Origin of the sequence: Streptosporangium sp. NPDC000239 (genome assembly GCF_040300765.1) — a bacterium.
Lineage (GTDB): Bacteria > Actinomycetota > Actinomycetes > Streptosporangiales > Streptosporangiaceae > Streptosporangium.
Window position 1 is genome coordinate 114,712 of sequence record NZ_JBEPEI010000012.1, and the last position, 13,575, is coordinate 128,286.

A 13,575-nucleotide genomic window follows, 5' to 3' on the forward strand; every position below is an offset into this window, starting at 1 on the left:
TCCCGTACGGCCGGTCAGGGCCTCTGGTCAGGGTCTCGCCGGTCCTCTCACCCCCCGCCCTCGCCGGTCAGCTCCCGGACCCGCCGCAGCAACGCGGCCCTGCGGGCGTGAGCCCGTACGGCCAGCGCCAGCGCCACCGCGACGAACACCCCGCCGACCGCCAGCGCGGCCCCGACCCCTCCGCCACGTTGGACGGCCGCGACCACCAGCACAGCGGTCGTGGCGACGGCGGCGGCCAGTCCGATCCAGGCCGCGATCACCCGGTCTACGGCGAACAGCGGCACCCGGCGTGTCACCAGCCATCCGCCGTATCCCGCCCAGGCCACACAGCACACCGTGAACACGGCGAAGGCCAGCCGGGTACGGCCCGGCAGCGGTCCGGGCTCGCCCAGCCACAGCGCGCCGACGAAGGCCGTGCCGACCGACCCCGTCAGCAGCGCCGTCACGGCCCGCATCCGTCGGCCCTTGGACAGGGCCGACTCCAGCCCCTCGATCGTCTCCCGCGCCGACATGCGCGGTTCCTCCTCGGTCATGCCCGGTACCCCTTCCGCTCCAGATGCTCACGCGACAGCCGACGGGCCCGGTTCAGCCGGGACTTGACCGTGCCGACGGGGACCTGGCAGATCCGTGCGCAGTCCTCGATCGACAGGTCCTCCAGGTAGAAGAGGACGAGGATCTCCCGCTCCGGCACCGGCAGTTCCGCCAGGAGACCCACCAGTTCGGCGCGGTCGACCAGAGCCTCGACCGGGTCCTCGACGATCGCCCTGTCCGCCGCGAGCGCCTCGTGCTCCCTGGCGTACCGGCCGCGCAGCCGGTCTGTCACCGACCGGCGTGCGATGGTGAACAGCCAGGGCGCGAACCTGTCGGGTTCCCGCAGCCGGGGCAGGCCACGGACCACGGCCAGCCAGACCTCCTGGGCCACGTCGTCGGCCCGCTCGGCGTCCAGCATGCGCCGCACATAGGTCCACACCGGCACCCGCCAGCGGTCGACCAGTTCCGCGAGCGCCGCCCGCTCACCCAGCTGGGCCCGCACCACGAGTAGTTCGTCGGTCATCGCGTCCTCCTGTCACCCTGCACAGTCGGACGGCGGAGCGATCAGGTTCACGGACACACAACCGGGCCTTCCACCTGGTATCGGGTGATGTTTCACGTGGAACAACCGGAAGCCGTCCCGAGATTCGCAAGATCACGCCTCCGCGCCCCCTGGTAGGTTGACGCCGGAACCAGGACAGAAGGGATGTGTCTCCTGTGCTCGACGATGCCGGTCTCCAGGCTCTCCGCGAGGCCGCCCGTTTCTCCCCGGACAACCTCCCGCTGCGGCGGCACCTGGCCGACCAGCTTCTCACCAAGGGATACCTCGCCGAGGCCGAGGCGGAGTACCGCGCGGCGCTCATGCTGGCACCCCAGGACCCGGACATCACAACCGGCCTGGCGGAGGCGTTCACCCGGCAGAGCGCGTACGGCGCGGCGCTGTCGATCCTGGAGCCGCACCTGGCGCGGGCCGGTTACCCGCCGCGGATGGGCGTGATCGCGGCCAGGGCACTGCTCGGTGAGGGCGAGACGGCCGGTGCGGCCCGCCGCTACCACGAGGCGGTCTCCCGCGACCCCTCGGTCGCCGCCCCCGACCTGGCCGCCCGGCTCGCGGCGCCGCCGCAGCCCGTGACGGCGCCGCCGAGCCCGCCTCGGGAGGCCGACTCGGAGGTCGAACGCTCCCGGTTCACCTTCGCCGACGTGGCGGGCATGGAGGCGGTCAAGGAGACACTGCGCCTCAAGCTCCTGCTGCCCGTGCAGCAGCCGGAGCTGTTCGCCGCGTTCGGCAAGCGGGCGGGCGGCGGAGTGCTGCTCTACGGCCCGCCGGGCGCGGGCAAGACACACCTGGCCAGGGCCGCGGCCGGTGAGCTCGGCGCGGCGTTCGTCAGCGTCGGTCTGGCCGACATCCTGGACATGTACATCGGCTCCAGCGAACGCAACCTGCGCGCGGTGTTCGAGATGGCCCGCCGCAACCGGCCCTGCGTGCTGTTCTTCGACGAGGTCGACGCGCTCGCCGCCCGCCGGTCCGACATGCGCCAGGCGCACAACCGTCAGATCGTCAACCAGTTCCTGGCCGAACTCGACGGTGTGGACGACGGCGCCAACGAGGGGGTCCTGGTACTGGCGGCCACGAACGCTCCCTGGTACGTGGACGTGGCCTTCCGCAGGCCCGGCCGGTTCGACCAGCTCGTGTTCGTACCGCCGCCCGACCCGGCCGCGCGCGCCGCCATCCTGCGCATCATGTGCCGGGACAAGCCGCTGGCCGAGATGGACTTCGACGCGGTGGCCCGGATCACCGACAGCTTCACCGGCGCCGACCTCAAGGGGGTGGTCGACCGCGCCGTCGAGGCCAAGCTCCAGCAGTCGATCAGCGCGGGCCGCATGATCCCCCTGGTCACGGCCGACCTGGTCACCGCCGTCGGCCAGGTCAGGCCGACCGCCGTACGCGAGTGGCTGACCACCGCCCGCAACTACGTGCTGCACGCCAACGAGTCCGGCGCCTGGGACGAGCTGATGCCGTGGATCAAGCGCATATGACGCCCGTCCAGGTCGCGCTCGAACGCGCGCGTGGCCTGCTCGGCCTGAACCGTCCGGTCGAGGCCGCCAGGGAACTGCGCGGCGCCATCGCCGAGGACCCGCAGCACCCGACCGCGCACGCCCTGCTCGCCATAGCCCTGGCCGAACAGGGCGAGGTGGCCGAGGCCGCCGCCGAAGCCGACGAGGCCGTACGGCTCGCGCCCGACTCCTGGTTCACGCACTACGCCGCCGGACAGGTCCACCACCGCTCAGGCCGGGCCGACCGGGCGCTCCCCGCCGTCACCGCCTCGCTGGAGCTGAACCCCGAGTACGCCCCCACCTGGGAGTTGCTGGCCCGGGTGCACATACGGAGCGGCCGGTGGAGCGAGGCGGCGAAGGCGGCACGCCAGGGGCTGAGCCTCGATCCCGAGGACCCCGACCTGGCGAGCCTGCTGGCGGTCGCCCTGGTCATGCTCGGTGACGCGGCCGAGGCCGTGCCCGCCGCGGCGCTGGCCGTACGCCTCGATCCGGAGAGCGCCGCGGCGCACCTGGCCTACGGCCGCGCGCACCTGGCCTTCGGCGACCCCGGGGTGGCCGCGGACGCCTTCCGCGAGACACTGCGGCTCAACCCGAGCTTCGACCACGCCAGGGACCTGCTCGTCCTGGCGCTCAAACGCCGCAATCCCCTCTACCGGCTGCTGACCCGGCTGCGCGGCAGGTTTCGCGGCGGCCTGCGTCTGGCGCTGCTGCTGCCCCTGGCGCCGCCGCTCATCGCCGTCTTCGTGCTCATCGCGGTCCTGCACTGGGCGGCGTGGGTCGCCGAGGCCTGGGCGACGCTGCGCCTGTACCGAGGCCGTACGACCCGGCTGCTGCTCGAAGGCACCCAGGTCCGGGTGGCGACGCTCTGCTGCGCGCTCCCGGTCGTGGGCGCGGCGCTGCTGACGTCGGGCGTGCTGGCCGGCCTCGAAGTGGTGGGTACGGCGGGCGCCGCGGTCATGGCCCTGGTCACCCCCGTCCAGGAGGCGGCCCACACCGGCTCCCGCCCCGCCCGGCTCCTCCTGTACGGCTGGGCGACCCTGCTCGCCCTCGCCGTCGTCGTGTCACTGCTCCTGGCGACGACCACCGTCGCCCTGCTGACCACCTACGCCTCACTCGCCACGATCTGGCTCGCGACCGCCCCCCGCCGCCTGGCGCACCGCACCGACGGCTGAGCCTCGCGGCAACCGGTCAGTTTTGGAGAAGCCGTCATGGCTTCGGGTTCCTAGGATGAGATTGTTCAGATCGAGCACCTTCTGAGAGGAAATCTGCCATGAAGGGCACCCAGTCGTCCGCCACCAACACCGAAGCCGCCGAGAAGTACGACGGGTTCACGGCCGAGGAGCGGGACGCGATGAAGGAGCGCGCCAAGGAGCTGAAGGCCTCCTCCAAGCGTGGCTCCCGAGCCCCCAAGGTGGACCCGGAGGTCGAGGTGCTCGCGAAGATCGCCGAGATGGAGGGGACGGACCGCGCCATCGCCGAGCGGCTCCACGACATCGTCAAGAGCAACGCCCCCGCCCTCTCCTCGAAGCTCTGGTACGGCATGCCGGCGTACGCCAGGGACGGCAAGATCGTCTGTTTCTTCCAGCCCGCGCAGAAGTTCAAGGCGAGGTACGCCACGCTCGGCTTCAACGACCCCGCGGCCCTCGACGACGGCACCATGTGGCCCACCGCCTTCGCCCTGACCGACCTGACCCCCGAGACCGAAGTCCGGATCGCCGCCCTCATCAAGAAGGCCGCCGGCTGAGGCATCCCGCCTCCCCGCTGTCGCGTGGCTTCCTGGCGCGTACGGGCTCCACGTGTCCACGCGCCGGCCGCCTCCGGCAACACGACACCACGAGTTCCGGCACGGAGCCGCCGGACCGTGCCCGGCCTCGCCGGAGGCGACGTGCCCGAGGTGGGGACCACACATGTCATCGATCCCGGGCCTGCCGGCCGTACCCTCGGCCACGTGGGGTTCCGGGTGCGAGAAAGGCGAAGGAACCGGCGCCCGGATCGGGCGGCGCACGGTACGGCTGTGGCTCAGGCCGTCATCTTCTTCCCTGTTTTCCTCGTTTCCACGGCCGAATCGGTGAACACCGGCCGCGTCCCCTACCGGAACCGACGGAACGGCCCGGCCATGTGGTTCGGCGTCGAACGTGACATGCCGACGATGCTCGAAGCTCCCAGAGCGGACATCGTGATCTCGGTGATCAATTCGTCCTCCGGAAGCTTCTTCACATAAATGGAAAGCCTCGGCAGGCCACAGGGAATCCGGTTCGAACCGCATCCCTGACGGCTTCCCGGTCACGGCCGGTTCGCCCGTCGAGCCCTGGTGATCAAAGAGCTAGAGTAATCCGAGGAAAGATCATTCCTGGCAGGGTTTCGTCTCCTCTCACCGGCTGCACAGATATGCCTTGACCGTACGATCAAAGATCACCCGGATGGGCCCGGTTTCGCCGATCGCCTCATCACCGTCCGGCGAATCACGGCGTAGCGCGCGGCGATGAGCAGGAAGCACCGGAAGGAAAACAGTGGATTACTACGCCCATCGGGTGGCTGTGATCACGGGGGCGGGCTCGGGAATCGGTCGCGCGCTGGCCGTGAACCTGGCTCGGCGGGGCACGAGGCTGGCGCTGTCCGACCAGAACGCCGAGGCGGTGGCCGAAACCGCGCGACGCTGTCAGCGGTTCGGCGCGCGGGTGTTCACGGACACGGTCGACGTGACCGACCGGCAGGCGGTTCTCCGCCATTCGGCCGCCGTCCACGAGGAATTCGGCCGTGTCGACATGGTCTTCTGCGTGGCGGGTGTCATCCACACCGGAAGGCTGATCAACTCCGAATTCAGTGACTTCGATCACGTGCTGAACGTCAATTTGCTGGGCGTGGTCAACACGGCCAAAACGTTTCTGCCTCTTCTGATCTCTTCGGGAGGCGGGCACGTCGTGACCGTTTCCAGTGCGTTCGGATTCTTCTCGGCGCCGTGCTACACCGCCTACAGCGCGTCGAAGTTCGCGGTGCGTGGATTCAGCGAGTCACTGCGACAGGAGATGCGACTCGACGGGCACCCTGTTTCGGTGACGTGTGTCTATCCGGGCGGCGTCCGTACACCGATCATGCGGAACGGGCGGTTCGCGAAAGGCGAAGACTCCGCCGCCGTCACAAAGAGGTTCGACACGAAGGTCGCACGGATGGACGCCTCCAGGGCGGCCGCGATCATCCTGCTCGGCGTGAGGCGCCGGCAGGCACAGGTGTTCGTCGGAGCGGACGCCAAGATCGCATGGATCCTCGTTCGCGCACTGGGGTCCGCCTACCAGCGTTTGGTGCTCTGGGTCGGGCGGCGATGACCTACCGTGCCCCGATGTCGACGAGACGGGGAGACGGGTACGGCAGACCGCCGACCGAGGCCTTTGGCGGTGAACGGCAAGAGACGCGCCCGAGCTCGTCGCCGAGGAGGCAGCAGACGTCCTGAAGTCCGCCTGACCTCTCCTTCCTGACCACGGAAGCGGACGAACACGGGCGCCGCATGCCGCGTCCTCCCCGTGACGAACGGTGAGCACCGGAACGAGGGGTCCGGCTTCTCCTCCCTTTTCGTATCATCGACCATATGACCGGTGAGCCCTCACACCCCGTCCACTCCGGCGAATGGCGCGTCTCCCACACCGAACGCGAGGCGGTGGTGGAAAGGCTGAGCAAGGCGGCGGCCGATGGGCGCCTCGACCTCGCCGAGCTGGACGGGCGGCTGGAACGGGCGCTGACCGCCAGGACATACGCCGACCTCGCGCCTCTGACGGCGGACCTTCCCCCTGACGTTCCATCGGCCCCGAGAAAGCCGCTGGTCCTCCAGGGGGGTCTCGGTGGCGTCACCCGAGCCGGTCACTGGCAGGTGCCCGCGAAGGTGGTCGCGTCCGGCGGCATGGGTGGGGTCAAACTCGACTTCACCCAGGCCGGTTGTGATCTGCCCGAGGTCGAGCTGGAGGTGCACGGCCAGGCGGGCGGTGTCACGGTCATCGTTCCCGACGGCTGGGCCGTGGAGACCGTCGAGGTGAATCCGGGCCTCGGTGGCCTGAAGGACAAAGTCACCTCTCCCCGGCTCCCGGGCGCACCGCTGATCCGCATGAGCGGCACCGGTGGCGCGGGAGGTGTGGTCATCCGTCACCCCAACAGTTGGGAACGCCGGAAGCTGAAGCGGGAGCAGTCGCGGTGACGGGGATCTCCGGGTAAGCCGCGCACGAGCGCACGGGACGAGGCCGACGGTGAACTTCGAGGTCGTCACACATGTCATGGCGCCGCCGGAACGGGTCTTCGACATATCGCTGGACGTGGACGTCCACTCCGCCTCGATGGCGGGATCCGCGGAGGAGGCGGTCGACGGTGTGACCGCCGGTGGCATGCGGCTGGGCGACACCGTCACATGGCGGGCGCGGCACTTCGGCCTCCACTGGAGGATGACGTCCACGATCAGCGCCTACGACCGCCCCGCGTACTTCGTCGACGAGCAGGTGTCAGGCCCCTTCGAGCGCTGGTACCACACCCACCGTTTTCACGGTGACGACCACGGCGGCACGGTGATGAGCGACATCGTCGAGTTCACCGCGCCTTTCGGCCCCCTCGGAAGAGCCGCCGAACTGCTGGTACTCCGCCATTACATGCCCAGGTTGATCCACATGCGGAACCAGTACGTCAAGCGGGTCGCGGAAAGCGCTCCGTGACCGCGTCCGCCGCGTGATCACCACCACGAGAACCACGACCACAAGACCGGCCCGATCGCACGTTCAGCGGCACACGGCCGCCTCGCTGCTCAAGAGGCTCAAGGATCACGCACGGGGGTCTCAAAAGACGAGGAGACCATTCGAATGAGCCCGTCATAGCGAAACGCCCCGGAATCTGCCCGCTCCGAGGCGTTTATCGATGGGGCTACCAGGATTTGAACCTGGGGCCTCTCCCTTGTCAGGGAATCACAAATGCTCTGGACTTTGGGAGAACCGCCCTCCGACCAGGGATTTAGCGTCCTCCAACGTCCGTGCGAGTTCCCCTGCGTTGTCACGCGGTTAGGGCACGCAAGACCCCGACCGCGTGTGCGGGGGCACGTGAGGATCTGCCCGCCCCACCTGACGGCCTTGGGACCGTTCCCCGCGCCGGGGAGGGCCTGACGCGTCGGTCAGCACCACGGCGAGGGTGAAGGTCCGTACCGGGGTGCCGAGAGCCGTCGTGTTCCGCCGTGGCCAAACGCGACCCGGCTACGTTCGGCCCTGCCGTACCAGAGAACCGCTGAACGCCCCCGTGACTGTTCCGAGGATGGTGTAGTTCGCCTGGATCTCCATTCTTTCCTGACCGGTCAGCCGGACACTCATTGTCAGATCCGCCAGGCAGGTCTGCCCCGATGGCGCGTTGGCCGGGGCGCCGGTGGTTCCGGCCTTCAGAACAAGGTGGTCGCCGTTGACCTCGGCGAGCTGCCAGCTACGTGAGCAGCCGGCCTCCTGACCCCAGTCGACGGCACGCTGGTCTGCGACGGTGTCGCCGATACTGCCCTGCTTTATCGTTATCTCGTCAGTTCCCGCCCCTTTTCCCTCCCTGGTGGGGTCGGGGAAGGTCATTGTGACCTGCCCCCTCCAGGTGCCGAGGTACTGCTCCGGCACAGCGCTGCTCCTGTCGCCGCTCTGGGGGAGCAGCCACGCCAGCAGGCTCACCACGAGCGCCAGCACGCCGGTGATCGCGGCGATGACTCCTGCACGCTCACCCACGTTCTGGCCCAGGAAAAGGGACCAGGAGACGCGCTTCCTTTTTCCGGAAGGGGTGTCACCGGGGTGAGGTGTCTCGGAGGCTTCGCCTGTTTCGGAGAGGCCTGTTCGCTCATTCTGGAGAGGAGGTACGAACCCGGCGGGGTCAGGATCCGTGGAAACCTCCGGAGCGCTGTCGTTTCCGTCTGCCTGGTCAGCGGACTCGCATAACTCTTCCTTGCGGGATTCACTGGACTCTCTCGGTCCGGATTCCGGCATATCCGTTTCCAGCTTTCAATAGATGACGCTTCCCAGGTTTATCGAACACCTACCGGCGTTGCCCTGTCAGTACGTTGATCGGGTCCAGTGGTCGGCGACGAACAGGGCGGCGTCGGGGGATCCCGGTCCTGACGCCGGCCACCCCGTCAGCTCCCGGGGTCCATTCACGTGGCCGTACAGGCCCGACGCCCGGGTCACAGGGGTCACACCCGGCCGCGACCCCCTCGACCAGCGCGAACAGAGAGGGTGCGACCGACGGGCGGGTCACGCCCCTCCTGAAGGCCTTCACCCCTGTTCCTCCAGGGGGTCACGGGGGTCACACCCCCAACCCGGCCCGAGGGGACCGCCGGGACCCGGGTGTGAGAGTCCAACAGGGGGTCGGACAAAGGGGGAGCCAGTCCGTCCGCACGGTTTCGTACCAGGTGGCCATCACCGCCTTCGCCCGCCAAGAGGAGATCACGGCCGCGCGGCACCGAACTGGTATACCTGCTTGTCGGTATAGTTGCGATTTGTCGGTATCCCGTGAGGGGAGACAGGGGGATCTTCCTGATGGGCAGCCGCTTCGGCCCGGTAGCAAAGCTCAGCGGTTCGTGGGCAGCCGCGCTCGTGGCGGGTCTGGCACTCGGTGTTGTCACCAACCTGGCCCAGGGCTGGCTTCCGGGCGCCTGGAACCAGGTCGCCAACTCCGGTGCCGTCTGGTGTGTCCCGGCGTTCGTCGGCGGCGCCCTGCTTGCCGGTTGGGCGTCAGCGTGGTCGGCTGCCGTCGCCGGCCTGTGTGCCTCGATCGGCCTGGTCGTCGGGTATTACGGGTACGCGGAGTTCGGCCGTGACGGCATGGGCAGCCTCACCTATCCGCTGATCTGGCTCGCGATGGCGGTCGTCAGCGGCCCGTTGTTCGGCGTGGCCGGGCTGTGGTGGCGGAACGGACGTACCGTACGTCACCGTGTCATCGGCCTCGCCGCGCTGGGAGGCGTCTTCGGGATGGAGAGCATCATGTATGCCTTCGTCCTGCACTACGCCCCGCAGGCATGGGCCTGCCTGGCCGTCCTCGTCCTCGCACCGCTGTTGATGGCACGTCGGCGAGAGCGGACGCCGACCCTGCTGACGGCCCTGGCCCTCGCGGCACTGGCGTACCTGGTCATCGAATTGCCACTTCAATACGTGACGGCGTGAAGTGAATCGTGGACACGGTAAGCCAGGTCATGTCAGCCGACCACGGCTTCACTGAGTCAGTCCCCTCATCCCTGTTCGGACACCGCTCAGGCGACTCCACCAACGTCCACCGGGCCCCCTCGCGAGCTACGGCACGGCTTCGTCTCGCCGCTGTCAGACCCCGGTGTCCCCCTGGAGGAGATCTCTCGCCTGGTGGGCCACAGCGGCACGGCCGTCACGGAACGGGTCTACCACAAGCGGATCCGCCGGTTCTCCAGAGTGATGGCCATGAACCGCGTCTTTGGGACCTGATCGGAAACGGTGGTCACGCGGAAAACAGAAGGGCCGCCATCCGAAGATCGGAAAGCGGCCTTTTCGCTGGTCAGAAAAGTGGGGCTACCAGGACTTGAACCTGGGACCTCTTCCTTATCAGGGAAGCGCTCTAACCGACTGAGCTATAGCCCCTTGCGACATGAAGAACGGTATCGTATCCCGCTTTGGGAGGCGAATCCGTTCGGTCGAACAGGGAAAAGCTTACCCTGTCCCGACACCAGCTCGCGCCATGTCCCCGGCCCCACTCCTGGGGCGGCACCGGGGACACGACGGCGGTGGTTACTCGGCCTCGCTGAAGGTGACCTCGATGCCGCCGACCAGGTCGGAGGCGATGTTGTAGATCACCGCACCCAGAGTGGACAGAGCCGTGATCAGGACGACGTTCACAGCCCCGATCAGGGCGGTGTATCCGAGGATGCGGACCGGCTCGAACCAGGAGGCGACGTTGAAACCGTTCGCGGACGGCTTGCCGTCGGAGACGGTGAACTGGTTGACCGTCTGGATGATGCTGTCGAACACGCCGAGGCTGTTCAGCACCATGTAGAGCACCGCGACGGCGACGAACAGCACCACGAAGCAGACCAGGGAGACCACGAAGCTGAACTTCATGGCCGACCACGGCTCGACCCTGCGCAACACCAGGTGGGCCTTGCGCGGCGTACGCGGCGAGTTGTCGGAGGCCGGCTTCCTGGAGTCCTGCGACGGGGACGACAGGCCCGCAGGCGGGGGCGGGGGCGGCCCTCCCGAGGGTGACCAGGAGGAGTTTCCCTGCGGAGGGGTCGGACGGACGTGCACCGTGGTGTCGGGCACCTTGCCGTCCTCGGTGGTCGCCGTACCCGGCCTGCCCTTGCCGTCGGCCACCGGCTTGTCAGGCTCCGGGGCGGGCCTGCCACCCCCACCCGCTGACGGCTCACCCGCCTTGGCAGGATCTGCTTCGACGGCTTTATCCATTTTCTCCGACACCTGATCACGTGTTGACGAGGACGCGGGTCGCGATCCTGGCCTTGACTGGGCGCTCACGGGCTACTCACCTTCCCCGTTTTCCTCAGTCTCCAAAGAGTCAGCGTTGCGGGCGAGAGCCACGACGCTGTCTCCATCGACCAGATTCATCAGACGCACCCCCATGGTCTGGCGACCAGACTGCTTGATCTCTCCTGCGCTGGTCCTGATCACCCCACCGACGGACGTGATCGCGAAGACCTCGTCCTCCGGCCTGACCATGACCGCCCCGACCAGCTTGCCACGGGAACTGACGATCTTCGCGGTCAGGACACCCTTACCGCCTCGCCCCTGCACGGGGTACTGGTCGGCGGGTGTGCGCTTTGCATACCCACCCTCGGTGGCGACCAACACATCTTCGCCGTCGGCGATGCGGTTCATCGCCAGCAGCTCGTCACCGTCGAGGAAACGCATGCCGATCACGCCGCTGGTCGCCCGGCCCATCGGCCGCAGGGCTTCGTCGGAGGCGGTGAAGCGGATCGACTGGGCTCCGCGCGAGATCAGCAGGAGGTCGTCCTCCTCGGAGACAAGCCTGGCCGCGATCACTTCGTCATCTTCTCGCAGATTGATGGCGATGAGACCACCGGAACGCGGCGAGTCGTACTCGGAAAGGCGCGTCTTCTTCACCAGACCGCTACGGGTTGCCAGCACGAGGTACGGCGCGACCTCGTAGTCACGCAGGGCGAGCACCTCCATGACGACCTCGTCCGGCTGCATGGCCAGCAGGTTGGCCAGGTGCTGACCGCGGGCGTCCCTGCCCGAGTCGGGCAGCTCGTAGGCCTTGACCCGGTAGACCCGCCCCTTGTTCGTGAAGAACAGCAGCCAGTGGTGGGTCGTGGTGACGAAGAAGTGGTCGACGATGTCGTCCTGGCGCAACTGCGCGCCCCGCACCCCCTTGCCGCCGCGCTTCTGCGCCCGGTAGAGGTCGGTGTTGGTGCGCTTGGCGTAGCCGCCGCGGGTGATCGTGACGACCATGTCCTCCTCGGCGAGGAGGTCCTCGATCGACATGTCGCCCTCGTAGGCGATGATCTCCGTCTTGCGCTCGTCGCCGTACTTGGCGGTGATCTCGGAGAGCTCGTCGAAGACGATGGTCCGCTGTCGCTCCGGCGAGGCCAGGATCTCCTGGTAGTCGATGATGTGCGCCATCAACGCGTCGTACTCGTCGGTGATCTGCTGGCGCTCCAGGGCGGCCAGCTTGCGCAGCTGCATGTCGAGGATGGCCTGCGCCTGGACCTGGTCGATCTCCAGCAGGGACATCAGGCCGCCCTGGGCGTCGGCCGCAGAGGGCGAACGCCGGATCAGCGCGATGACCTCGTCCATCCGGTCGAGCGCCTTGAGCAGCGCACGCAGGATGTGGGCCCGCTCCTCGGCCTTGCGCAGCAGGTATCGGGTCCTGCGGACCACGACCTCGATCTGGTGGTCGACGTAGTGGCGGACGAACTGGTCGAGACGCAGGGTCCTGGGCACGCCGTCAACCAGCGCCAGCATGTTGGCGCCGAAGGTGGTCTGCAGCTGGGTGTGCTTGTAGAGGTTGTTCAGCACGACCTTGGCGACCGCGTCGCGCTTGAGCACGATGACCAGGCGCTGGCCGACCCGCGAGGAACTCTCGTCACGGACGTCGGCGATGCCGCTGATGCGGCCGTCCTTGACCGACTCCGCGATGGCCAGCGCGAGGTTGTCCGGGTTGACGATGTAGGGCAGCTCGGTGACGACCAGGCACTGACGGCCCTTGGCGTCCTCCTCGACCTCGACGATCGCCCGCATGGTGATCGAGCCGCGTCCGGTGCGGTAGGTGTCGTCGATGCCCCTGCGGCCCACGATCAGGGCGCCGGTGGGGAAGTCGGGGCCCTTGACCCGGGCGATCAGCTCCTCAAGGAGTTCGTCGTCGCTCGCGTCGGGGTTCTGCAGGGCCCACTTGACGCCGTCGGCCACCTCGCGCAGGTTGTGCGGCGGGATGTTCGTCGCCATGCCGACCGCGATGCCCGCCGAGCCGTTGACCAGCAGGTTCGGGAACCGCGACGGCAGGACCAGGGGCTCCTGGGAGCGGCCGTCGTAGTTGGGCTGGAAGTCGACGGTCTCCTTGTCGATGTCACGGATCATCTCCATGGCGATCGGCGCGAGCTTGCACTCGGTGTAACGCATGGCGGCCGGCATGTCGTTGCCCGGCGATCCGAAGTTGCCCTGACCGTCGACCAGGGTGTAGCGCAGCGCCCACGGCTGCGCGAGCCGTACGACCGTTCCGTAGATCGAGGAGTCGCCGTGCGGGTGGTAGGAACCCATCACGTCACCGACGACACGGGAGCACTTGAAGTAGCCGCGGTCGGGGCGGTAGCCGCCGTCGTACATGGCGTAGAGCACCCGGCGGTGCACCGGCTTGAGGCCGTCACGGACGTCGGGCAGCGCGCGGGACACGATGACGGACATCGCGTAGTCCATGTAGCTGCGCTGCATCTCCGACTGGATGTCGACGGGTTCGATGCGCTGGTGCTCCGCCGGCGGAGTGTTCACATCCGTCACTGGGATGGGTCCT

Annotated in this window: 13 protein-coding genes and 1 tRNA gene; 8 read left to right on the forward strand and 6 right to left on the reverse strand. The window is 68.2% G+C overall.

Annotation, left to right across the window (positions count from 1 at the left end; translation table 11 throughout):
* Positions 1 to 47 precede the first annotated feature (47 nt).
* A complete protein-coding gene (locus ABT340_RS26900) occupies positions 48 to 533 on the reverse strand; it encodes a hypothetical protein (protein ID WP_352013610.1) in 486 nt (161 codons plus the stop codon).
* Positions 530 to 1,054, reverse strand: coding sequence for an RNA polymerase sigma factor (locus tag ABT340_RS26905; RefSeq protein ID WP_352013611.1), 525 nt, complete (start codon positions 1,052 to 1,054; stop codon positions 530 to 532). Before ABT340_RS26905 ends, ABT340_RS26900 begins: the two co-directional genes overlap by 4 nt.
* Before the next feature lie 194 nt (positions 1,055 to 1,248).
* On the opposite strand from ABT340_RS26905, the gene ABT340_RS26910 reads away from it, so the two are divergent.
* From ABT340_RS26910 to ABT340_RS26940, 7 genes are all read left to right on the forward strand, one after another.
* Entirely contained in the window at positions 1,249 to 2,568 is a 1,320-nt protein-coding gene (locus tag ABT340_RS26910; protein ID WP_352013612.1) for an AAA family ATPase, read from the forward strand.
* Positions 2,565 to 3,758, forward strand: coding sequence for a tetratricopeptide repeat protein (locus ABT340_RS26915; protein WP_352013613.1), 1,194 nt, complete (start codon positions 2,565 to 2,567; stop codon positions 3,756 to 3,758). The genes ABT340_RS26910 and ABT340_RS26915 overlap by 4 nt, the downstream gene beginning before the upstream one ends.
* Positions 3,759 to 3,856: 98 nt before the next feature.
* A complete protein-coding gene (locus tag ABT340_RS26920; protein WP_352013614.1) occupies positions 3,857 to 4,330 on the forward strand; it encodes an iron chaperone in 474 nt (157 codons plus the stop codon).
* Positions 4,331 to 4,600: 270 nt separating this feature from the next.
* Positions 4,601 to 4,807 (forward strand): hypothetical protein, encoded by a 207-nt coding sequence (locus tag ABT340_RS26925; protein ID WP_352013615.1) that lies wholly within the window; start codon positions 4,601 to 4,603, stop codon positions 4,805 to 4,807.
* A 289-nt stretch (positions 4,808 to 5,096) separates the two neighbouring features.
* On the forward strand, positions 5,097 to 5,909 hold the full coding sequence (locus tag ABT340_RS26930; RefSeq protein ID WP_352013616.1) for an SDR family NAD(P)-dependent oxidoreductase: 813 nt from the start codon (positions 5,097 to 5,099) through the stop codon (positions 5,907 to 5,909).
* A gap of 260 nt (positions 5,910 to 6,169) precedes the next feature.
* On the forward strand, positions 6,170 to 6,769 hold the full coding sequence (locus ABT340_RS26935; RefSeq protein WP_352013617.1) for a DUF1707 SHOCT-like domain-containing protein: 600 nt from the start codon (positions 6,170 to 6,172) through the stop codon (positions 6,767 to 6,769).
* A 49-nt stretch (positions 6,770 to 6,818) separates the two neighbouring features.
* On the forward strand, positions 6,819 to 7,274 hold the full coding sequence (locus tag ABT340_RS26940) for an SRPBCC family protein (RefSeq protein WP_352013618.1): 456 nt from the start codon (positions 6,819 to 6,821) through the stop codon (positions 7,272 to 7,274).
* Positions 7,275 to 7,802: 528 nt separating this feature from the next.
* On the opposite strand, the gene ABT340_RS26945 is transcribed toward ABT340_RS26940, so the two are convergent.
* On the reverse strand, positions 7,803 to 8,561 hold the full coding sequence (locus ABT340_RS26945; RefSeq protein ID WP_352013619.1) for a hypothetical protein: 759 nt from the start codon (positions 8,559 to 8,561) through the stop codon (positions 7,803 to 7,805).
* 522 nt (positions 8,562 to 9,083) lie between these two features.
* On the opposite strand from ABT340_RS26945, the gene ABT340_RS26950 reads away from it, so the two are divergent.
* A complete protein-coding gene (locus tag ABT340_RS26950; protein WP_352013620.1) occupies positions 9,084 to 9,734 on the forward strand; it encodes a DUF6518 family protein in 651 nt (216 codons plus the stop codon).
* A gap of 370 nt (positions 9,735 to 10,104) precedes the next feature.
* On the opposite strand, the gene ABT340_RS26955 is transcribed toward ABT340_RS26950, so the two are convergent.
* The 3 genes from ABT340_RS26955 to gyrA all read right to left on the reverse strand — a co-directional run bounded on the left by ABT340_RS26955 (position 10,105) and on the right by gyrA (position 13,562).
* Positions 10,105 to 10,178: transfer RNA gene (locus ABT340_RS26955), tRNA-Ile, on the reverse strand.
* A 147-nt stretch (positions 10,179 to 10,325) separates the two neighbouring features.
* Positions 10,326 to 10,997 (reverse strand): DUF3566 domain-containing protein, encoded by a 672-nt coding sequence (locus ABT340_RS26960; protein WP_352013621.1) that lies wholly within the window; start codon positions 10,995 to 10,997, stop codon positions 10,326 to 10,328.
* A gap of 72 nt (positions 10,998 to 11,069) precedes the next feature.
* Positions 11,070 to 13,562, reverse strand: a complete 2,493-nt coding sequence (gene gyrA, locus ABT340_RS26965; protein ID WP_352013622.1) for a DNA gyrase subunit A — start codon at positions 13,560 to 13,562, stop codon at positions 11,070 to 11,072.
* Between the last annotated feature and the right edge of the window lie 13 nt (positions 13,563 to 13,575).